Annotated in this window: 20 protein-coding genes; 9 read left to right on the top strand and 11 right to left on the bottom strand. The window is 61.1% G+C overall.

From position 1 onward, the window contains the following. Positions 1 to 16: 16 nt before the first annotated feature. Positions 17 to 1,642, top strand: coding sequence for a diguanylate cyclase domain-containing protein (locus tag IE061_RS06145; RefSeq protein ID WP_193461250.1), 1,626 nt, complete (start codon positions 17 to 19; stop codon positions 1,640 to 1,642). On the opposite strand, the gene IE061_RS06140 is transcribed toward IE061_RS06145, so the two are convergent. The 7 genes from IE061_RS06140 to IE061_RS06110 all read right to left on the bottom strand — a co-directional run bounded on the left by IE061_RS06140 (position 1,620) and on the right by IE061_RS06110 (position 7,966). After that, positions 1,620 to 2,444, bottom strand: coding sequence for a TraX family protein (locus tag IE061_RS06140; RefSeq protein WP_193461249.1), 825 nt, complete (start codon positions 2,442 to 2,444; stop codon positions 1,620 to 1,622). The two genes, IE061_RS06145 and IE061_RS06140, sit on opposite strands and share 23 nt — an antisense overlap. Positions 2,445 to 3,006: 562 nt before the next feature. Continuing rightward, on the bottom strand, positions 3,007 to 3,777 hold the full coding sequence (locus IE061_RS06135; protein WP_016916529.1) for a transporter substrate-binding domain-containing protein: 771 nt from the start codon (positions 3,775 to 3,777) through the stop codon (positions 3,007 to 3,009). Between the two features lie 138 nt (positions 3,778 to 3,915). Further along, complete coding sequence (locus IE061_RS06130; protein WP_193461248.1) at positions 3,916 to 4,644, bottom strand: ABC transporter permease; 729 nt, start codon at positions 4,642 to 4,644, stop codon at positions 3,916 to 3,918. A gap of 1 nt (position 4,645) precedes the next feature. After that, the gene (locus IE061_RS06125) at positions 4,646 to 5,347 is read right to left on the bottom strand and encodes an ABC transporter permease (protein WP_016916531.1); all 702 of its coding nucleotides are present in this window, start codon (positions 5,345 to 5,347) and stop codon (positions 4,646 to 4,648) included. Positions 5,348 to 5,364: 17 nt separating this feature from the next. Then, positions 5,365 to 6,135: an ABC transporter ATP-binding protein gene (locus IE061_RS06120; RefSeq protein ID WP_016916532.1), complete on the bottom strand. Its 771-nt coding sequence runs from the start codon at positions 6,133 to 6,135 to the stop codon at positions 5,365 to 5,367. A gap of 218 nt (positions 6,136 to 6,353) precedes the next feature. Then, positions 6,354 to 7,340, bottom strand: a complete 987-nt coding sequence (locus IE061_RS06115) for a succinylglutamate desuccinylase (protein WP_193461284.1) — start codon at positions 7,338 to 7,340, stop codon at positions 6,354 to 6,356. A 185-nt stretch (positions 7,341 to 7,525) separates the two neighbouring features. After that, positions 7,526 to 7,966, bottom strand: a complete 441-nt coding sequence (locus tag IE061_RS06110) for a hemerythrin domain-containing protein (protein WP_016916534.1) — start codon at positions 7,964 to 7,966, stop codon at positions 7,526 to 7,528. 203 nt (positions 7,967 to 8,169) lie between these two features. Between IE061_RS06110 and wrbA the strand changes: the two genes are divergently transcribed. Then, positions 8,170 to 8,769, top strand: coding sequence for an NAD(P)H:quinone oxidoreductase (gene wrbA / locus IE061_RS06105; RefSeq protein ID WP_081135310.1), 600 nt, complete (start codon positions 8,170 to 8,172; stop codon positions 8,767 to 8,769). Between the two features lie 163 nt (positions 8,770 to 8,932). Here wrbA and IE061_RS06100 read toward each other — a convergent pair whose 3' ends face one another. Then, a complete protein-coding gene (locus tag IE061_RS06100; protein WP_193461247.1) occupies positions 8,933 to 10,006 on the bottom strand; it encodes a tartrate dehydrogenase in 1,074 nt (357 codons plus the stop codon). Positions 10,007 to 10,124: 118 nt separating this feature from the next. Between IE061_RS06100 and IE061_RS06095 the strand changes: the two genes are divergently transcribed. After that, the gene (locus IE061_RS06095; RefSeq protein WP_193461246.1) at positions 10,125 to 11,051 is read left to right on the top strand and encodes a LysR family transcriptional regulator; all 927 of its coding nucleotides are present in this window, start codon (positions 10,125 to 10,127) and stop codon (positions 11,049 to 11,051) included. Between the two features lie 27 nt (positions 11,052 to 11,078). Here the strand turns inward: IE061_RS06095 and IE061_RS06090 are convergent, their stop codons facing one another. After that, positions 11,079 to 11,642, bottom strand: coding sequence for a lipocalin family protein (locus IE061_RS06090; protein ID WP_193461245.1), 564 nt, complete (start codon positions 11,640 to 11,642; stop codon positions 11,079 to 11,081). Between the two features lie 203 nt (positions 11,643 to 11,845). Between IE061_RS06090 and IE061_RS06085 the strand changes: the two genes are divergently transcribed. The 4 genes from IE061_RS06085 (at position 11,846) to IE061_RS06070 (ending at position 14,950) form a co-directional block, all read left to right on the top strand. Then, on the top strand, positions 11,846 to 12,265 hold the full coding sequence (locus IE061_RS06085) for a secondary thiamine-phosphate synthase enzyme YjbQ (RefSeq protein WP_193461244.1): 420 nt from the start codon (positions 11,846 to 11,848) through the stop codon (positions 12,263 to 12,265). A 114-nt stretch (positions 12,266 to 12,379) separates the two neighbouring features. Further along, complete coding sequence (locus tag IE061_RS06080) at positions 12,380 to 13,831, top strand: alanine/glycine:cation symporter family protein (protein ID WP_193461243.1); 1,452 nt, start codon at positions 12,380 to 12,382, stop codon at positions 13,829 to 13,831. 173 nt (positions 13,832 to 14,004) lie between these two features. Beyond that, positions 14,005 to 14,613 (top strand): FMN-dependent NADH-azoreductase, encoded by a 609-nt coding sequence (locus IE061_RS06075; RefSeq protein ID WP_096921236.1) that lies wholly within the window; start codon positions 14,005 to 14,007, stop codon positions 14,611 to 14,613. Positions 14,614 to 14,650: 37 nt separating this feature from the next. Further along, entirely contained in the window at positions 14,651 to 14,950 is a 300-nt protein-coding gene (locus IE061_RS06070; RefSeq protein ID WP_081192250.1) for an MGMT family protein, read from the top strand. Positions 14,951 to 15,008: 58 nt separating this feature from the next. Here IE061_RS06070 and IE061_RS06065 read toward each other — a convergent pair whose 3' ends face one another. Next, complete coding sequence (locus IE061_RS06065; protein ID WP_193461242.1) at positions 15,009 to 16,577, bottom strand: bifunctional GNAT family N-acetyltransferase/carbon-nitrogen hydrolase family protein; 1,569 nt, start codon at positions 16,575 to 16,577, stop codon at positions 15,009 to 15,011. A gap of 43 nt (positions 16,578 to 16,620) precedes the next feature. Then, positions 16,621 to 17,538 carry a DMT family transporter gene (locus IE061_RS06060; RefSeq protein ID WP_016916543.1) on the bottom strand — a complete coding sequence of 306 codons (918 nt, stop codon included), beginning with the start codon at positions 17,536 to 17,538 and terminating at the stop codon, positions 16,621 to 16,623. Positions 17,539 to 17,852: 314 nt separating this feature from the next. Here IE061_RS06060 and IE061_RS06055 point away from each other — a divergent pair, with 314 nt between their 5' ends. Continuing rightward, positions 17,853 to 19,865: an NADPH-dependent 2,4-dienoyl-CoA reductase gene (locus IE061_RS06055; protein WP_193461241.1), complete on the top strand. Its 2,013-nt coding sequence runs from the start codon at positions 17,853 to 17,855 to the stop codon at positions 19,863 to 19,865. Positions 19,866 to 20,005: 140 nt separating this feature from the next. Then, complete coding sequence (locus IE061_RS06050; protein WP_193461240.1) at positions 20,006 to 21,049, top strand: threonine aldolase family protein; 1,044 nt, start codon at positions 20,006 to 20,008, stop codon at positions 21,047 to 21,049. The last annotated feature ends 32 nt before the right edge of the window (positions 21,050 to 21,081 follow it).

The raw sequence follows: 21,081 nt of genomic DNA, 5'->3' as shown, positions 1-21,081 counted from the left end.
CGAAAACGGGGGTTCTATGTCGCCCAGCAAGCCAGCGGCGTCGACGGCAACTGCGTCAGGGTTACGCAGCGGCTACCAGCGCGATCACCATCTCACCTTGCAACAGCTGCGCGGAGAAAAAGTGCGGATGTTGTATGACAACCTTTGGCAACCGGTGCTCAGCAGCGTTTTGGCGGGCGGCTTGCTGGTGGCGGCGATGTGGCCCGTGGTGGAAGGCTGGGTACTGCTGGGTTGGTACACCGCCTTGGTGGTGGTGTCGGGATTGCGTTTGGCGTTGGCTCACCGTTTCAAGCGCTTGCCGATTCAGCAGCAGCAACGGCACCGGTGGCTGCGCTGGTTTGCCATGGGGGCCATCGTTTCCGGGGTGGTGTGGGGCAGTACGGGAGTGCTGCTGTTCAGCCCTGAATATCCGGGGCAAATTGCGGCGCTGGCGATCGTGCTGGCCGGTATCGCGGCGGGGGGCGTCACGACGCTGTCGTCGGTGTGGTGGGTGGCCACTGGCTTCGTATTGCCCATCCTGTTGCCTTTGAAGCTCCAGTTCATGCTGATGGGAACCTCGCTTTCCGTGTTGATCGGGCTGATGCTGGTGCTGTTTCTGCTGTTAATCCTGATCACCAGTCGCCGCTTGAGCCGAACCATTCATGACAATATCGCCCTGCGCGTTACCATGGCGGCCCGTGAGGCGCAGCTTCGGGAAAGCGAAAACCGCTATCGCTCGATTTTCCAGCACTCCCCCCTGGGTGTTTTGCACTTTGACGACCGGGGGCAGATCACCGACTGCAACAACAAGCTGCTGGAGATCCTGGATGTCGAGCGTTCTCGGCTGTTGGGCTATCGCATGCTGGACCGTTCAGCCGACCGAAGCGTCGCCCGGGCCGTTTCCGCGGCGCTGGAAAAAGGCACCGGCTACTACGAGGGTACCTATCGGCTACCCAAAGCCAGTGAGGGAACGCCACTGCGGGCGTTCTTCAACGGTGTGCATGGTATGGGCAACCGGATGGTCGGCGGCGTGGCGATCATTGAAGACTTCACCGAGCGCAAACGTAGTGAGGAGATCATTTATCGTCAGGCGTACTACGATGCGCTGACGGATCTGCCCAATCGACGTCTGTTCATCGAACGCATGGCAACGCTGTGCCAGGAGGAGGAGACGCCGCAGCGGGGTGGCCTGGTGATGTTCATGGACATGGACCGCTTCAAACTGATCAACGACACCCTGGGACATGCCGCGGGCGACGACCTGTTGGTGCAGGTGGCACGGCGCTTGGAGTCGTGCCTGCGCGACGGTGACATGGCCGCTCGGTTGAGTGGTGATGAGTTCGTGCTGCTGGCGCAGTTTTCAGAGCCTGATCTGGACAAGCTGAGCGCCCTGGCCGAGCAGTACATGCAGCGAGTGAAGCAGGCGCTGTCGGGGGAGTATCGGCTGGAGAGCCGCTGGGTAGAGGTGACCCCGAGTATGGGGTACACCTGCTTTGAAGCATCGACCTGTGACCATGCCGAAGTGCTCAAGCAGGCAGACACTGCCATGTATCAGGCCAAGCTGGAAGGTCGTGATCGGCTGCGCCGCTACCAGCCCTGGATGCAGGACGAGGTCAATCGGCAGGTGGCAGAAAAGGCGTTCAACCTGCCAGTTGGCCGCTAAGCAATAGCCATAGGGCAATCAGGGCGAAGTGCCCCGGGTACCAGGCCAGCCACAGGCGGCGGGGCATGGCCAGCGCCACGGGCGGTACGCGCTGGGCGGCGCCCGCGGCCAGCATCAACACCAGAACGCAGGTGCCGACGGTAAAGGATTTGGCCATGTCCGACGCGTTCATCTGCCCGGCGATCCACAGCAGCGGAAACGCCGCCAGACCCGCCCATAGCCTTGATTTGAGGGCATCGCGGGTCTCGCTGAGGGCCTGCATGGCAAACATGAACAGCGGAATCAGCAGCAGGCCGTTGTGGCCATACTCCACCCAGAAGCCCAGCAGATACCAGGCGGTGACACACACGGCGGCCCCCAGCATCAGCCAACCCAGGCCCAGCGTCTGTGCCTGATAGTGCTGCCACCCCTGGCGTACCAAGGCACCGAGTGCCAGGCCGCTGGCCAGCGTAAAGCAGACATTCAGGATAAACGCATCCGAGGCCCTGGGCATCATCATGTAGGGCACTTGTGCCGCGATACCGATGATCAGGATACGGCGCGCGTAGCGCAGCGGGTTGCGGGTGTTGAACAGGCCGTGCCAGGCCACCATGGCAGCAAACAGCGGAAAGGCAATGCGCCCAATCGAAGAGCCCGCCCAGCCCAGGTCCCAGGCATCGGGCAGTACGTAGCGGGTCAGGTGATCCACGGTCATGGTGAACAGCGCAAGCCACTGGCCCCAGGCGGTCCAATGGGAAGGGGGGCGCATCGTCTCGGGTAGGCCCGTGGCGGGCGTTGTGTGTGCCGCTGAGTGTTCTGCCATGTTACCTCCTTGTAAAAGCGCATTATGCCATTAAAGACCGGCATTGGCTGAGCAAGTTCGCTGGGCGGCCTCGGGCGCTCAGGGGGCGCTGAAAATCGGTTTGCCCAGCGCCCACACGTGGTCAATGGCCCAGCGTCCTTCGCTCAACACGATGAAATCGGCATCCGAGCCGGGTATCAGGCGGCCTTTTTGGGGAGGCTTCAAGGCATCGGCAGCGAGGCGTTGGCGTCCGAGGAGAGGCTGAGCTGGCTCGGGTCGATCCGACCCGCGCTTTCAGTGCCCGCGCTACCGCCTCGGAGGTGGGCACTTCGCCACCGGCCAGCAGCTCGGGGGGTACTGGTGGTGAAGTCGATGCGCCCGCTTTCACGGGCAAAGCGCAGGCCGTCTGCGAACAGTGCGCCGGTACGGTTCGTCGAACCACTCGCTCAGGTAGAAGCGGGCAATGGTGCCACGGGTACCTGGACGTTGCGCATGGGCGTAGAGGGGAGTCGGCGGTCTGGAGTCATGGTATTGGCGTGCTGCCATGCCTTCCCTGAGGAAGGCATGGCGAGACGGTCAATGTTTACTCTTCGCCAAAGTAGCGAGCGTAGATTTCATCGTAGGTGCCGTCTTCCTGCAGCTCGGCCAGTGCTTCGTTGAAGCGCTCGGCCAGGGCCTGGTCGCGCTGACGGAAGGCGATGCCGAAGCCGTCACCGAAGTACTCCTTGGGCTCGCTGATGCGCTCGCCTACGACCACGTACTCGGTGTCTTCGTTATTCAGCAGGGTGGACTGGCCGATCGGATAGTCGAGGAAGACGATATCCAGGCGCTGTGCCTGCATGTCCAGCACCATGTCGTCAGCGGTGGAGTAGCGGCTGACGCTGGCGATACGGCCGTATTGGTCGGTCACGTAGTTGTCTTGCAGGGTGCCGCGCTGTACGCCGATGGTCTTGCCGGCTAGGGTCTCTTCGTTGGCGTCACTGAGTTCCAGGCTGGCGGGGGCGAACCAGGCCGACGGCATGGTGATGTAGGGGTCGGAGAACAGCACCTGCTGACGACGCTCGTCGTTGATGGTCATCGACGACATGATGGCATCGTAGTTACGTGACATCAGGCCCGGAATGATGCCGTCCCACTCTTGCTCGATCCACTCGCAGGTCACGCCGATGCGCTCGCACAGAGCGTTGCCCAGGTCGATATCGAAGCCGGTCAGCTCGCCCTCGGGGGTGCGGTATTCCATGGGCTCGTAAGGTACGTCCACGCCGATACGCACGTGGTCGTAATCACGAGCTTGGGCAGAAGACGCAGCAGCCACGGCCAGGCCCAGCAGAGAAACGGTCAGCAGTTTTTTCATTGTAGACTCCAAAGGAAGCAGGTTCACCGGAGGTGATCCCCTTTAAGCTACCCCAGCTTGCGGTTGGCGAAAAGGGGGGTGACCTGAATTAAACCAACGCTTGTTTTACGTTGGCGTACGTTGGATTGTTCGTCATGCTCAGGTTTGTGGCCGCAAATGTGCCAGCAGCCGTTTTTCCAGATAACGGAAAAAATACAGGATGGCAAAAGTGAGGCACAGATAAATGGCCGCCACGAACAGGAAGGCATCGAAGGGGGCATAGAAGCGCGCATAGACGAAGCGTGCGGCCCCGGTCAGGTCCATCAGGGTGACGACGCTGGCAATGGCGCTGGCATGCAGCATGAAGATGACTTCGTTACCGTAGGCGGGCAGGGCACGGCGAAAGGCGCTGGGCAGGATGATACGGCGCATCATCAGGCTGTTGGACATGCCATAGGCCTTGGCGGCTTCGATTTCACCCCGTGAGGTGGCCTTGATGGCACCCCGGAAAATCTCCGTAGTGTAGGCTGCCGTGTTCAAGGTGAAGGCGATCAGTGCCGGGTAGAAGGCTTCGCGCAGCAGTGGCCACAGGAAGGTTTCCTGAATGCCATCGATGAACACCACCCCGTAGTAGATGATGTAGAGCTGAATGAGCAGCGGGGTGCCACGAAACACATAGGTATACACATAGACCGGCAGGCTGATCCATTTGTGCTTTGAGCTGCGCATGATGGCCAGCGGGACGGCCAGGATCAGCCCGGCCACCAGCGAGAGGAACACCAGCTGGGTGGTGGTCACCAGGCCTTCCCAGTAGTAGCCCAGGGTGGTGGGGGTGAAGACCAGGTTACCCGCCAGTAAATCGTTGAACCATGCAGAGATGTCCAGCATGTCACTGCCCCCCGAAGCCGATGTCGTAACGTTTTTGCAACCGTGCGAAGACCCACTCGGAGACGCTGGCAATCAGCAGATAGGCCGCCGCCACCGGAATGAGGAAGACAAACGGCTCGTGGGTGGCCCGAGAGGCTTCTGCCGCCACCCGCACCATGTCCGTCAGGCCGATCACCGACACCAGGGCGGTGGTCTTGAGCAGCACCATCCAGTTGTTGGAGAGGCCGGGCAGCGCGTGACGCATCATCTGGGGAAAGCGAATACGCCGAAACACCAGTGCGTTGCTCATGCCGTAGGCCTTGCCTGCCTCGATCTGGCCGTTGTCGACGGCCATGAACGCCCCGCGAAAGGTTTCGCCCATATAGGCGCCGAAGATGAAGCCGATGGTGAGGACACCGGCCGCGAAGGCGTTGAAGTTGATGTAGATATCGATGTCGTAGCGGTCATAGAGCATATCGCTGATCGCATTGACCCCGATCTGCCCGCCGAAGAACAGCAGCATCATCAGCACCAGGTCGGGCACACCACGAATCACCGTGGTGTAGACCGTTGCGCTACGGCGCAATAGCCAGTTGCGGGACATTTTGGCGCTGGCGGTCAAGAGCCCCAGCACAATCGCCAGGATCAGCGAGAGGAGGGCCAACTGAACGGTCACGCCTGCGCCTTCCAGCAGGCGGGGGCCGTAGCCTTGCAAATCAAGCATCGTGCATGCCTCGCGGATCAGTATTTGGGCGCCAGAAACTGCTTCAGGCGCGGCGATTGCGGGTTGCCCAGCACGTCATCGGGCGTGCCGGCTTCTTCCACGAGGCCCTGGTGCAGGTAGATCACCTTGCTGGACACGTCCCGGGCAAAGCTCATCTCATGGGTCACCACTACCATGGTGCGCCCTTCGTTGGCCAAATCGCGCATGACCTTGAGCACGTCGCCCACCAGCTCAGGGTCCAGCGCCGAGGTGGGTTCGTCGAACAGCATGACTTCCGGGTTCATGGCCAGCGCCCGGGCGATGGCGCCACGCTGCTGCTGACCACCGGACATTTGCGCCGGGTAGGCGTTGGCACGCGCGCTGAGGCCGACTCGGTCGAGCAGCGCGTGGGCGTGCTCGATGGCTTCTTTCTTGGGTTTACCCAACACATGAATCGGCGCTTCGATGATGTTTTCCAGCAGCGTCATGTGGGCCCACAGGTTGAAGCTCTGGAAAACCATGGAGAGCTTGGCGCGCATCTGCACGACCTGTTTCCAGTCGGCGGGTTCGCGGCCATGGCGGGTGGTCTTGAAGCGGATCTGTTCGCCGTGGACGATCAGGTCGCCGTCATCGGGCTGTTCCAGCAAATTCATGCAGCGTAAAAAGGTGCTTTTGCCAGACCCTGAAGCACCGATCAGGGTGATCACATCACCTTTCTGGGCTTCAAGAGAGAGGCCTTTGAGGACTTCTGTATCGCCGAAGCGCTTTTTGATGTTACGCACTTCAAGGGGAGTCGGCGTAGCGGCCATAACTTAGGCTCCAGTACAGGGTTGCCGCAGCAACAACGAATGAGTGTTCGTGTTTCTGTGCGGCTGGCGCGAAAAAAGGGGCGATTCTATCAGGAGTGCGCCGGAGACGCGTACTTTATCAGGGCGACATTGGTCGTGTTGCCTGAAGAGCACTCCTGATGGCCCCTCTACGTTATTGTTATCTAACTGCCTTTTTCATCAACGGGGCTTTCTGTTGGCTAGAGAGCCGTTCGTTCCGGCGCCACCAGCAAGGCGGCTCGGGCACCTATCTCGACCTGAGCGTTGGGAAACACCACGTGTAGCGGCGTCTCTTCCACCACGAAGTCACCGGCGGTGGCATCCTTGGCCAGGCAGGTGCCGGTATCGAAGCGGCTGAAGTTGGGCACGTCTTCATCGAAACAGAGCGTGAAGTCCTCGGAGTGACGCATCAGTTCATGCTGCACCCGGTAGAATGCCATGGTGCTGGCCGACTGGGAGGGGGGCGTATAGCCGCTGCCCAGCGCACTGATCAACGTGAGCATGGGAGCCAGGGCTTCCATGTCGTTGTGGCCGAACGGGGCGACTTGCCCCAGCTCGAAGGTAAAGGCCTGGGCACCATGGTAGTGCTTGCTGTAGTGAGAAAACGTCCAGCTATGCTGATGCTGGTGCAGCACGGCCTGCATGTCGGCGGCGGCCAGCCACACCCACTGTTCAGGGTCGGTCGCCGACTCGGCGAACGGCTCGACCGCGAAGCGGGTATGCAGGCTGCCGCGGATGGCGGTATGCAGGTCGTAATGCAACCGAGGCAGGGCGTGATGGCGGGCATAGAACGTATCCACGGCTTCCATCAGTTGGCGCGCCCGTTCGGGCTCGCCGCCCTGGTCGGCCAGTTCACGCTTGAACAAGCGATTCAGGTTGGTGGTGATGTAGCGCTGCTGGGCCTTGAGGGCGGGAATGTTGCCCAGAATCACCAGCACGGGAGCGCCCAGTTGCAGGGTGCTGGCTTCCAGAGCGGCCAGCCATTCGCCCAGCAGTTCTACCGGAGCGGTCTCGTTGCCATGAATGGCGGCAGAAAAGACACAGGCCCGGGCATCGGGGCGCAGAATGTTGGGCGTTAGCTCCAGTATGCCCGGTCGGTGCAGATGGTAGCTGCCGCTGGCAAAGCGGCCTATGCGTGGCGACGGGCGTTCATCGTCAAGGGTCCAGTCGAGCCATTGGCCTAGCATGAAAGTGTCCTTGTGCATGGGCATCTACTTGTGTTGCCCTACCTTTACCACGCTCAGCTCGTGTCACAAGGGGTGGCGTCGTGCGCGTGAAAATGGTCGGTGCGAGGATGAAAGTAACCCGTAAAAAAGCGCCCATGGCGTGAGCCACAAGCGCTTTGCAATACCGGGCGGGTAAGGCCGGGAGGTCAGCCCGACCGTTGGCGCTGCATTTCGTCCTGATACTCCTTGGCCAGCGTGGTTTTCTGGGCTTCCTGCAAGCCCCGACCGGCCAGTTGAAACACCTCCTGTTCTTCTTCGTCCAGATGGTGGGTGACCAGATGCTGCAGCTGCTTGGCGTGGGTGAGCCAGTGGCTGGCACTGTAGTCGGTGTCGTCCAGCAGCTCGATCAGCTCATCGATCTCGTGGTGTTCGGCAACGCTGTGGCGCGCCTTTTCCTGGGTGAGGTCGAGGTCCATCATCGGAATATACAGAGCCCGCTCTTCAGCGTTGGCATGGTACTTCAGCTCCGCCCGTACCCGTTGGTAAAGAGAATCGCGGGCGTCGCTGTCACCGTGGGTCTCTACCAGTTGGGCCAGCAGGTCACGCTGAATATCGTGGTCTTTACGCAGTGCTTCGAAAATGGTCATGCCTGGCTCCTTGGCGTTGTATCCGACAAGTTGAATACAAAAAAATTAGTGCCGAAGTGGCAAAAGTGCAAGGTGCCCACATCGATGAAATCGATTCAGAGCGTCGAAAACTTTCGCTAATAAGTGGCTGGGGCTGGACTATGCTGTAACCAGTCCTTGCTGCCCGTCTGGGGCAGCGTGTCGTCACCTGAAAGGAGTGAGCCATGACGAAGATATTGGTACTGTATTACTCGATGTATGGGCACATCGACACCTTGGCGGCCGCCGTGGCAGAAGGCGCCGAAGGCGTGGAGGGGGTCGAGGTCACCGTCAAGCGCGTACCGGAAACCATGCCGGAAGATGCGTTCAAGAATGCCGGTGGCAAGCAGGACTTCACTACTCCGGAAGCCACGCCTGGAGAGTTGGCCGACTACGATGCCATCATCTTCGGCACGCCGACGCGCTTTGGCAACATGGCGGGGCAGATGCGTACCTTCCTCGACCAGACCGGCGGGCTATGGGCGAAGGGTGCACTGCGTGGCAAGGTCGCCAGCGTATTTACCTCGACCGGCACCGGCGGCGGCGACGAGATGACCATCACGTCGACCTGGACCACCTTGGCCCACCACGGCATGGTCATCGTGCCGATTGGTTACGGCATCGAAGAGCAGTTCGATATCTCGAAGGTCAGCGGCGGCACGCCCTATGGCGCGGCGACGCTGGCAGGCGGCGACGGTTCGCGTCAGCCGGACGACCGCGAGCTGAAAATAGCCCGTTTCCAGGGTAAATACGTGGCTGAAGTCGCTGCCAAACTGACCAGCTAACGCTCAGCGCGCACAGTGTGAACGCCTGCCCCGTTGAGGGCAGGCGTTCGCGCTTTTACAACTAATTTTTATCAACTACCGTTTCAACCACCTTTACCAACCACCTTTACCAACCACTTTTACCAACCACATCGATCAACGACATGGCCAGTGGGGCCTGGCGCTAGCCGCGCAGGCGCTCGGCAATGGCCTTGCCCAGGCTTTCCGTGGTGCCCTGGCCGCCCACGTCGCGGGTGAGCACCTGCGGGTTCCCTTCACTGAGCACGGCTTCGATGGCCTCGACCATGGCGTCGGCGGCTTCCTTGTGTCCCAGATGTTCCAGCATCATGGCGCCTGACCAGATTTGGCCGATGGGGTTGGCAATGCCCTTGCCCGCAATGTCGGGTGCGCTGCCATGAACCGGCTCGAACAGACTGGGGAACTTGCCTTCCGGGTTGATATTGGCGGAAGGCGCGATGCCGATGGTGCCGGTGCAGGCGGGGCCCAGGTCGGAGAGGATGTCGCCGAACAGGTTGCTGCCCACGACCACGTCGAACCAGTCGGGGTGCAGCACGAAGTTGGCCGTGAGGATGTCGATATGGAACTTGTCGACGTTGATATCCGGGTACTGTTTGGCCATCTCGGCGACCCGCTCGTCCCAGTAGGGCATGGTGATCGAGATGCCGTTGGACTTGGTGGCCGAGGTGAGCTTCTTGCGTGGTCGCGTCTGGGCCAGGTCGAAGGCGTATTTCAAGACTCGGTCGACCCCGGTGCGGCTCATCACGGTTTCCTGAATGACGATCTCCCGCTCGGTGCCTTCGAACATCTTGCCGCCGATGCTGGAGTATTCGCCTTCGGTGTTTTCACGCACCACGTAGAAGTCGATATCCCCCGGGGCGCGACCGGCCAGCGGGCTCTTGATGCCCGGCATCAGTTTGCAGGGGCGCAGGTTGATGTATTGATCGAACTGGCGGCGGAACTGCAGCAGCGAGCCCCACAGGGAAATATGGTCAGGCACTTTGTCCGGCCAGCCCACGGCGCCATAAAACAGCGCATCGAAGCCCTTGAGCTGCTCGTACCAGTCATCTGGCAGCATCTTGCCGTGTTCGAGGTAGTAGTCGCAGTTACCGAACTCAAAGGTGGTGAACTCCAGCGCGAGGTCGAAGCGCTCTGCCACCGCTTCCAGTGCGCGAATACCTTCCGGCATGACTTCGGTGCCGATGCCGTCGCCAGCGATGACTGCAATCTGATGGGCCATGGGGCCTCCTTTTTTATGGTCGTGTGAAAGGCGTACCGTTCATGCAGTGTAGCGGCTGTTGGCGATGAGATAATCAGGCTACTATTCAAGCCATTGTTGCTTTCAGGTGTAGAATCCCATGGCTCCACTGGACGATCTGGCGTTTTTTCAGCAGTTGGCTCGAGCGGGCAGCCTGACGGCAACGGCCCGGGAGTTGGGTATTTCCCTCTCGGCGGTGAGTAAACGGCTGAAGCAGCTGGAGGCGCGGCTGGGGGTGTCGCTGGCGGCGCGCACCACCCGCCGCCTGACGCTGACCGCCGAAGGCGAGCGCTATCTTGCTCAGGGCAGCCTGATTCTCGATGAGCTGGACGCCCTGGAGAGTGACCTGCGCGACGCGGCCAGCCAGGGGCTGCAGGGGCGCTTGCGGGTCAATGCCACTTTTGGCTTTGGGCGACGCCACATTGCGCCGCTGCTGTCACGCTTCTGCGTTCGGCATCCGGGCGTTGAGAGCTGGCTGGAGCTGACCAACTTTCCCCTCAATCTCAGCGACCATGGGTTCGATGTGGGGATTCGCATTGGCGAACCGCCGGATTCACGGCTGGTGGCTCGGCGTATCCTGCCCAATCGGCGCATGCTCTGCGCGTCGCCGAGCTACCTTGCCAGCATGCCCGCCCTGCGTACGCCGCAGGATCTGGCGCAGCACCGCTGCCTGTTGATCCGCGAGAACGATAGTGACTTTGCGCTATGGCGATTCGAACAGCGTGCAGCGGCGCGGCGCCAGCAATCGGTCAAGGTCAGTGGCCACCTGGCCAGCAACGATGGCGAAGTAGTGACGCGACTGGCGCTGGATGGCCATGGCGTCATGCTGCGCTCCTGGTGGGATGTCAACGAACACCTGGCCAGTGGGGAGCTGCAGCTGCTGCTGCCCGAGTGGCAGGGCGTACGGGCAGACTTCTATGCGGTGTTCGAGCAGCGCCGCCATACCCCGGCCCGCATCCGTGCGCTGATCGATTTTCTCCAGCAGGAAATCGCGGGCCGAGTGCCTGCGTTGCCTGACGCTGAGTAGGTGCTGTGCAGGCGAGCCTGGCAGAGCCTAGCGGCCGGGACAGCGCTCGTCTTGCACCACATCGATCAGCTCGTCGGTGGGGAAGTCCAGCTCGGCGGCTTGCTGGCGCAGGCGAGCTTCCAGCTCGCTATCCAGCGTCGGTGTACGTGCCAGAATCCACAGGTAGTCTCGGTTCGGGCCGGAAACCAGCGCCCACTGATAGTCGTCATCCAGTGCCAGCACGTTGTAGCCACCGTAGAACGGGCCAAAGAAGCTTACCTTCAGGCGGCCAACGCTGTCGTCATCGATGAAATAGGCCCGGCCTTCGGCTTCGTCCCAGCTGCCTTCTGCCAGGTTGTAGCCCCGGTTGATGACCCGCACACCGCCATCGTCGCGCAGGCTGTAGTTGGCGGTCACGCAGTCCAGGCCGCGCTCGAAGGAGTGGTCCAGGCGAGCAATTTCATACCACTCCCCGAGGTACTGATCGAGCTCGAACCCGGTGACGGCCTCGGTGCCATCGGGGATGCCCGTGCATCCGGCCAGCAGCACGCTCGAGACACAAAGCGCCGATGCCGTTGCCAGCTTCCTTGGCGACAGTAGGGAATAGCGCATGACGACCTCCATGTGAACGGTTCCTTGCAAGCGATGAGAATATCGCCATTCAATTTAACAGCGAGGCGACGCCACCGCCATGGCGGCGATGACCTGTGGTGAGTTTTATGGGTGCGCGGCGAAATAGGCTATGGTTGAACGAAACGTTTGGGTTTGACGACACCCATGCTTGTTTGCAGGCCCACCATGACAAAGGAGTGTTTATGTGGCACCAACAAGAGATTCACCTGCCCGACATGCCCAGAGGCTTCCATCTGATCACTGATGAGATTGCTCGGGCACTGCCCTGCCTCGAAGAGTGCCATCAGGGGCTGGTGCACTTACAGCTTCTGCATACCTCGGCCTCCTTGACCCTGAATGAAAACAGCGACCCGGATGTACGTCACGACCTGAACGCCTTTCTGCGTCGCCTGGTGCCCGAAGGGCTGGATTACTTTCGACATACCCTGGAAGGGCCGGACGATATGCCTGCCCACGTGGTGTCCAGCCTGCTGGGTAGCCAGCTGTGCCTGGCCGTGCGCGATGGGCGTTTGGCGCTGGGCACTTGGCAAGGCATCTGGCTGGGCGAGCATCGCGAGCAGGGCGGGCCCAGAAGAATCCTGGCGACCATCACGGGCTGCTGAGCATGGCGCAGCGTTTCTTTCCGTGTATGGACTAATTTGCCATTTTTCTTGCCATTTTGGTGCAGCCGTGAAGAATGATGCGCCTTCACTTTATTCAATCAAGGTCGATTAACCATGGATGCGACACTTTCATCCCTGTTGACGGCGGTCGTGGATCGCAGCAACGGGCTGTTATGGGGCAGCGTACTGATTTATCTGCTCATTGGAGCAGGTCTCTATTTTACCGTGATGACACGGGGAATTCAGATTCGCTATTTTGGCCACATGTTCAAACTGCTGCGTACCTCGCGGCAGTCCAATGGCGGGATCTCCTCCTTTCAAGCGCTCTCGACCAGCCTGGCGGCCCGAGTGGGAACGGGGAACCTGGCCGGGGTGGCGGTCGCCATTTATTTCGGTGGCCCAGGGGCGATTTTCTGGATGTGGATGACCGCCATGGTGGGCATGGCGACCAGTTTCGTGGAGTCCACGCTGGCGCAGGCCTACAAGACCGACCACGGCGACAATACCTTCCGTGGCGGCCCGGCTCGCTATATCGAGCGTGGCCTTGGGCTGCGCTGGCTGGCGGTGCTGTTTTCGATCTGCCTGATCATTGCCTTCGGTCTGGCCTTCAATAGCGTGCAGGCCAACTCCATTGCCCAGGCCATGGAGCAGGCGTTTGCCATTCCCACCTGGGCCATGGGGCTGGTGCTGATGGCCGTCGTGGCGCCGATCATCTTTGGCGGCTTGAAGTCGATTGCCAAGGTGGCCGAGCTGGTTGTGCCGCTGATGGCCCTGCTGTATCTGGTGCTGGCGCTGATCGTGGTGGCCATGAATATCGGCGACCTGCCCGCCGCGCTGCTGACCATCGTGCAGAGCGCCTTCGGCATCGAGCAGGCCGCTGGCGGGGCCATGGGCTATGCCATTTCCCAAGCCATCATCAACGGTATTCAGCGTGGCCTGTTCTCCAATGAGGCGGGCATGGGCTCTGCTCCCAACGCGGCGGCCACGGCCAGCACTCGGCCGGATCATCCGGCGGCCCAAGGGTTCATTCAGATGCTGGGGGTCTTCCTGGATACGCTGGTGATCTGTACCGCCACGGCGGCCATCATCATCATGGCGGGCCCGGAACTGCTGGCCAGCGAGGAGAGCAACGGCATCCAGCTGACGCAGATGGCGCTCTCCAGCCATGTGGGCGAGTGGGGCGGCATGTTCATTGCGGTAGCGATTCTGCTGTTTGCGTTTACGTCCGTGATTGCCAACTACTCCTACGGTGAGTCCAACATCGAATACCTGGCTGGCCGCCGGGCACCGCTGGCGGTGATGCTGTATCGTCTGGCCGTGCTGGGCATGATCATGGTGGGCTCGGTGGCCAGCCTGGGAGCCATCTGGAATTTTGCCGACCTTTCCATGGGCATGATGGCGATCATCAACCTGGTGGCCATTCTGATGCTGTCGCCCATTGCCTTTGCTCTGTTCAAGGATTACGACGCGCAGTTGAAGGCGGGCAAGGAGCCGGTGTTCGACCCCAGCCAGTTCCCCAAGCTGGCCAATAAGGTGGACCCCAAGGCCTGGCCCAAAAAGCCCTGAACGCGTCATGAAAACGCCCCGCCCGTGTTGCCGCCATGGCCACGGAGCGGGGCTTTTTTTATGGAGCACAATTCGATTTTGTCGAATGAACGGCGGAAAACGTTGCGCTTTTGCTTATTGGAAAGCGCCTTAGAATAGCGCCATCTCTTTAATCTTTGGCAAGGAATCTTACGATGGCAACTCGCACTCTGTTAGTCACGTCTTCCGTTCTGGGTGAAAACGGCCAGTCCAATGCGCTGGCGAACCATTTTCAGCAGCAGGCCGCTGCCCGTGGCGGCGTGGAGGTCAGCCACCGCGACGTGGTGGCCAATGCGCTGCCCCACCTGGACATCGAAGAGCTGGGCGCATGGCAAACCCCCGCCGACGAGCGCAGCGACGCCCAAAAAGCACTGGCGGCCCGCTCCGATGAGCTGCTGGCCGAGCTGCGTTCCCACGACGTGCTGGTGCTGGCGGTGCCGATGTACAACCTGGGGATTCCTTCGCAGTTGAAAGCGTGGTTCGACCGCGTGCTGCGCGCTGGTGAAACGTTCCGCTATACTGAAACTGGCCCGCAGGGGCTGCTGGAAGGTAAGCGCGCCATCATCCTGGCGGCCCGCGGTGGCCAATACGCTGGCACCGAGTTCGATAGCCAGACCCCGCACCTGAAAACCATGCTGGGCCTGATGGGCATCAGCGATGTGGACGTGGTGTTCGCGGAAGGCCTCAACATGGGCGACGCCCAGCGTGATAGCGCACTGAAAGAAGCCTTCCAGGCCATCGATCAACTGGTGGATGGCCTGTAAGCCACTTCACCTTGGAGTTCACGCATTCGAGGTAGCCATGCCGCGTCCCGAGCTGTTGGAGCAGATCTATACCATCGTCGATCAGATCCCGGCGGGGCGGGTGACCACTTATGGGCGCGTGGCCAGCATGACCGAAGGGGCCTCGCCGCGCATGGTGGGGTCTGCCATGCGACACTTGCCCGAGGGGCACCAGGTGCCCTGGCACCGCGTGATTGCGGCATCGCTGACGCTGGCCGACCATGGCGGCGCGGCGCGCCAGCACCAGAAGTTGCGTGACGAGGGCGTGGTGTTCGATGCCAAGGGCAGGGTGCCTGCCCATCTGGTATGGCCGGATTAGCACAGCCGTTTCTTATCCAGCCATCACGGCAGCCGAAGGCTTACTCTTCCCGTAGGGCTTACTCTTCCCGTTTGGCGCCGGACTTCAGCGACCAGTCCCGCCAGCGCAGGTCGAAGAGATCCTTGCGGCGGTCCTTGAGGTTGGTCACCGAGCCTTCTGCACGCACTACGGTCAGGCGGGTCAAGTCCAGGTCCGAGAAGATGATCATCTCGGTGTTGGGCGTGGTTTCGGCCAGCACCGCGTCATGGGGGAAGGCAAAGTCGGAGGGGGTGAATACCGCCGACTGGGCATACTGGATATCCAGGTTCTCGATGGACGGCAGGTTGCCGACGCTTCCGCAGATGACCACGTAGCACTCGTTTTCGATGGCCCGCGCCTGAGCGCAGTGGCGCACACGCAGGTAGCCATTTTTGGTGTCGACCCAGAACGGCACGAACAGAATGTCCATGTCCTGGTCGGCCAGCAGGCGGCCCAGCTCCGGGAACTCCACGTCGTAGCAGATCAGGATGCCGACACGGCCGGCATCGGTTTCGAACACCTGCAGGTCGTCGCCGCCTTCGATCACCCAGTCGCGCCGTTCCTGCGGGGTGATATGCAGCTTGGACTGTTTCTCCACCTCGCCGTCCCGATGGAACAGGTAAGCCACATTGTAGAGGCGGTCGTCCTCGCCCACCTCGATCATCGAACCGCCGACGATATTGATATTGTAGGACACCGCCATCCGCGACAGCTCGCTCTTGAAACGGTCGGTGAAGCCCGCCAAAAAGCGGATGGCGGCGGTCTGGTCTTTCTGGGCGGCGCGATCCTGCAGGCCCATCAGCGGCGTGGTGAACAGCTCCGGGAAAACGGCAAAATCACTTTGGTAATCCGAGAGCGCATCGACGAAATACTCGATCTGCTGAAGCGCTGCTTCCACCGAGGCAAACTCACGCATTTGCCACTGGACTGCCCCCACACGAACCTGCGTCGGGCGGGTATCCAGCACGCTGTCGGCGGGTTCGAAGAGGATGTTGTTCCACTCCAGCAGAGTGGCGTAGCCGCGCGACTGCTCGTCCTCGGGCAGGTACTTGCGCAGTAGGCGCTTGACCTGAAAGTCGTTGGCCAACTGGAAGGAGAGGATCGGGTCGTAGATCTCCTTGCGGGAGACCTTGTCGATGTACTGGGCCGGGGTCAGCTCGCCAGCATGCTGGTGATACTCGGGAATGCGCCCGCCGGCGAGAATGGCGCGCAGGTTGTGGGAGCGGCACAGCTCCTTGCGCGCTTCGTACAAACGGCGGCCCAAGCGGTAGCCACGGTAGTCGGGGTGGATCAGGACATCCAGCCCGTACATGGCGTCGCCGTCGGGGTTGTTGAGAATGATTTCCCGATGGCCGATCAGGTCGTCGTACTTGTGTGGGTTGGGGAACTCGTCGTAATCCACTTGTACCGTCAAGGCCACGCCCACCAGCACGCCGTCGTCTTCGATGGCAATCTGGCCATCAGGAAACTCCTGGATCAGCTTGGCGATGGTGTGCTCGGGCCAGGCGCCACCAATATCATGATACACCGCGTCCATCAGCGACTTCAGTTGTTCGTAATCGTCGCTACTCAGGTTACGCAGATTAAGGTGCAGTTCTTCCAGGGACATAGGTCAGGGGTTCCCATTCAGCGAATGATGTTAGCCCATTGTATCATTGCTGGGCGTTGCTCGTTTTACCGGCCGCCACGCGGCTGACCAAGGGGCGGGTCAAGGTCTGCGCCATGATCACGCCTGCCAGGATCAGCAGTCCGCCAATGAAGTGGAAGCCCGCCACCCGCTCACCCAAAAACGCCATGGCAATCAGAGCGCTGAACAGCGGCATCAGATTGATGAAAATACTCGACTGGTTGGCCCCGATTTGACGGACGGCACGCATCCACAGGAAGGTCGTGATCACCGAGGCCGGAATGCCCGCGTAGAGAATCAGCCAGACGTTGCTACTATCGACTGGGGTCATGGGACCCATCAGGTACGGTGGTAGCAGGAACAGCACGGCAAAACAGACCTGGGCATAGAGCATTACCCAAGGCGGAAGGTTCATGGCCCAGCGTTTCAACATGACGCCGTACAGCGCATAGCAGGTGGCCGCCACCACCATCAGCGCATCGCCCTGGGCCACCTGGAGTTGCAGCAGCGACAGCGGGTTGCCTCGCCCCAGCAGTACCGTCACGCCAATGAAGGCCAGTACGCCGCCCGCCACGCCGCCCAGCGTGGGGGGCTCACGCAGAATCAGCGCGCTGAGCAGCACCGTCAGCAGGGGTACCATGGCCGCCAGAATGCCCATGTTGGTGGCGGTGGTGGTTTCGGCTGCCACGTAGGCAAGCCCCTGCCACAGGCCCATGCCCAGCAGCCCAAGCAGCGCCAGCTTCAGCCAGTTGCGGCGAATCTCGTCGCGGTGACGCAATACCGCAGGCAGCACGAAAGGGGTCATGACCGCCAGCGCCAGCAGCCAGCGTAAAAAGGCGATACTGCTGGGCGCAATCGCGCCGACCGTCAACTGGTTGATGGTCATGTTCCCCGACCAGATCAGCACGGTGGCTAGTGGGGGCAAGAAGTAGATCAATGGCATAGCGCATTCCCTGAAGACAATCCCTTGGAGGATGTTTACAAATGTCACGAGCGACGGTCAGGCAAGGCGAAATCAGCCGAAAAAGCGGAGTTTACAGAGTGTAAATGAGCATTTTGAGGCTGATTTCAACGCCGCATGGCCTAGCGCAGTAGTTTGTAAGCATCCTCTTATCGTTAGTCGGTTAATGTGACCTTCTTTTCCATGATGAGCAAGGGGGCAACGGGGGTAAAAGGCTGTACGCCGAAGGAACTATGTCATACGCTTGTTTGAATATGAGAGGCTTGTCTTTCTAACAACTCCAAAGGAGCGCCGTGATGCACGCTTATCCGCACCTTTTTCGCCCCTTGACCGTGGGCCACCTGACGCTGCCCAACCGGGTGCTGATGGGCTCCATGCACACCAACCTGGAAGAGGCCCCCAACGGCTTTGCACGTTTGGCGGCGTTCTATGCCGAGCGGGCGCGGGCGGGGGTCAGCTTGATCGTCACTGGCGGCATTGCGCCGAATGCCGAGGGTGCGGTGTTCCAGGGGGCACATGCGCTCACCGAAGCCAGCCAGCTCGAAGAGCACCGCCAGGTGGTAGATGCCGTTCACCAAGCGGGCGGACATCTGTGCATGCAGATTCTGCACGCCGGTCGCTACGCTTACTCCCCTGAGCTGGTGGCGCCTTCGGCGTTGCAGGCACCCATCAATCCGTTCGTGCCCCGTGCGCTGACCAGCGACGAGGTCGAGCAGCAAATTGCCGACTACGTGCGCTGTGCCACGCTGGCCCAGCAGGCGGGCTACGATGGGGTCGAAGTGATGGGCTCCGAGGGGTACCTGATCAATCAGTTCATTTGTCGCCGCACCAACCACCGGGACGATGAGTGGGGCGGTGACTTCGCAGGGCGTATACGCTTTGCGGTGGAGATCGTCAGACGCGTTCGTGAAGCCGTGGGCAACCGCTTCCTGATCATCTTCCGGCTGTCGATGATCGACCTGGTGGAGGAGGGCAGCACTTGGGAAGAGGTCGTGCAGCTTGGCCAGGCCATCGAAGCGGCGGGCGCCAACCTGATCAATACCGGCATTGGCTGGCACGAAGCGCGGGTACCCACCATCGTCACCAGCGTGCCTCGCGCAGCCTTCAGCGAGGTGACCAAACGGATTCGCAGCGCGCTGTCGATCCCGCTGATCACCACCAACCGCATCAATATGCCCGATGTGGCCGAGCGTCTGCTGGCGTCAGGGCACGCGGACATGGTCTCCATGGCGCGGCCTTTCCTGGCAGACCCTGAATGGGTGCAGAAGGCCGAGGCCGACAAGGCCGAAGAGATCAATACCTGTATCGCCTGTAATCAGGCGTGCCTCGACCATACCTTCATGGGCAAGCTGACCTCTTGCCTGGTCAATCCGCGTGCATGCCACGAAACCGAACTGCCTTTGGTGGCTGCCGAGTCTCCCAAGCGAGTGGCCGTGGTCGGCGGTGGGCCTGCCGGGCTTGCCACCGCCGTGGAAGCCGCCCGCCGAGGTCATCGGGTGGTGCTGTTCGAACGGCGCAGCGAGCTTGGCGGGCAGTTCAACTTTGCGCGCAAGATTCCGGGCAAGGAAGAGTTCAACGAAACGCTGCGCTACTTCCGCGTCATGCTTGAGAAGCACGGCGTGGAGGTGCGCTTGAATACCGAGGCCACGCTGGAGGCGCTGGCTGCCTTCGACGACGTGGTGCTGGCCACCGGCGTGACGCCCCGCGAGCTGACCCTGCCCGGCGCCGACCATCCCAGTGTGTTGAGTTACGCCGAAGCCATCGCGCAGCCCGAGCGCGTGGGCCACCGGGTGGCCGTGATTGGTGCCGGAGGTATCGGCTTCGATGTGTCGGAACTGCTGGCGCATCATGGCCACCCGGCCCTGGATCTGCAGTCCTGGTGTGAAGAGTGGGGCGTGGACCTCACGGTGAGTGAGCCAGGCGGGCTGAAAGCTCCCACACCGCCCGTCTCGCCACGCAGCATCGTGATGTTGCAGCGCAAAAGCTCCAAACCGGGTAAAAATCTGGGCAAGACCTCGGGCTGGGTACATCGCGCGTCGCTCAAACAGCGTGGGGTGCGCACCCTGACCGGCTGCGAGTACCTGAAAATCGACGATGCCGGGCTGCATGTTCGCCAAGGCGAAGAGGCGCAGGTGCTGGCGGTGGACACCATCGTGGTGTGCGCGGGTCAGGAGTCGGTGCGTGACCTGCTGGCGCCTCTGGAGCAGGCGGGCAAACGTGTGCATGTGATTGGTGGCGCAGACGAAGCGGCCGAGCTGGATGCCAAGCGGGCGATTGACCAGGGCACCCGTCTGGCTGCCACGCTGTAGCGGCATTGAGCGCGTGACGTTAATGCTCAAATGACGATAGACTGAAGGTCAACCCTAACGACTAAGCCCTGTTAGGGAATTAAGGCGCAGGTGGCACCCAGCCTGCGCTGCACGACCGCCAGAGAAAAAGGATAATCGTCATGCCCTCGGAGTGTACCCCACGATTTTTAGCCAGTGACAACACCTCGGGTATTTGCCCGGAAGCGATGCAGTACCTGCTGGAAGCCAATCAGGCCGATGACCTGGCCTACGGCAACGACCGCTGGACTGCCCGTGCCGCCGACCGCTTTCGTGAGATGTTCGACTACGATTGCGATGTGTTCTTCGTGTTCAACGGCACCGCTGCCAATTCACTGGCGCTTTCCGCGATGGGGCGCAGCTACCACAGCGTGATTTGTCATGAGTTGGCCCACATCGAAACCGACGAGTGTGGCGGCCCGGAGTTCTTCTCCAACGGGGCCAAGCTGCTCACCTCCCCGGGTGCCAATGGCAAGCTGACCCCTCAAGGGATCGAGGCGCTGGTCACCAAGCGTAGCGATATCCACTACCCAAAACCCAAGGTCGTGTCGCTGACCCAGGCCACCGAAGTGGGTACGGTCTACTCCCGTGAAGAGCTGTTGGCGATTCGCGCCATGGCCGACAAGCATGACCTGCGCCTGCATATGGATGGCGCGCGCTTTGCCAATGCCTGCGCCAGCCTGAAGGCGTCACCGGCCGAGCTGACCTGGCAGGTTGGGGTGGATGCGCTGTGCTTTTCAGGCACCAAGAACGGCCTGGCGTTTGGCGAAGCCATCCTGTTTTTCAATCGGGAACTGGCCGAGGATTTCTCCTTCCGCTGCAAGCAGGCGGGCCAGCTCGCCTCCAAGATGCGCTATGTTTCGGCGCCCTGGCTGGGCTTGCTGGAAAGCGGCGCCTGGTTGACCAATGCCGAGCACGCCAACGCCATGGCCCGCTATCTGTCGGAAGGGTTGCAGGCGCTGCCAGGCGTCTCGCTGATGTTCCCCACCGAAGCCAACAGCGTTTTCGTTGAATTGCCTCCGCAAGCCATCGAAGCGTTGAAAGCGCGCGGATGGACCTTTTATACCTTCATTGGTGCGGGCGGCGCTCGCTTCGTGTGCGCCTGGAACACTACCATCGAGCTGCTGGACCAGCTGCTGGCCGACGTCAAATCCGTGCTGGAGTAAGCCGCCAGCAAGGCCCGGTTGTGGTCGTCGCG

Origin of the sequence: Vreelandella hamiltonii (assembly GCF_014651795.1) — a bacterium.
Classification (GTDB): domain Bacteria; phylum Pseudomonadota; class Gammaproteobacteria; order Pseudomonadales; family Halomonadaceae; genus Vreelandella; species Vreelandella hamiltonii.
Note: the sequence above shows the minus strand (reverse complement) of the source record. Positions and strands in the feature narration are given on the sequence as shown.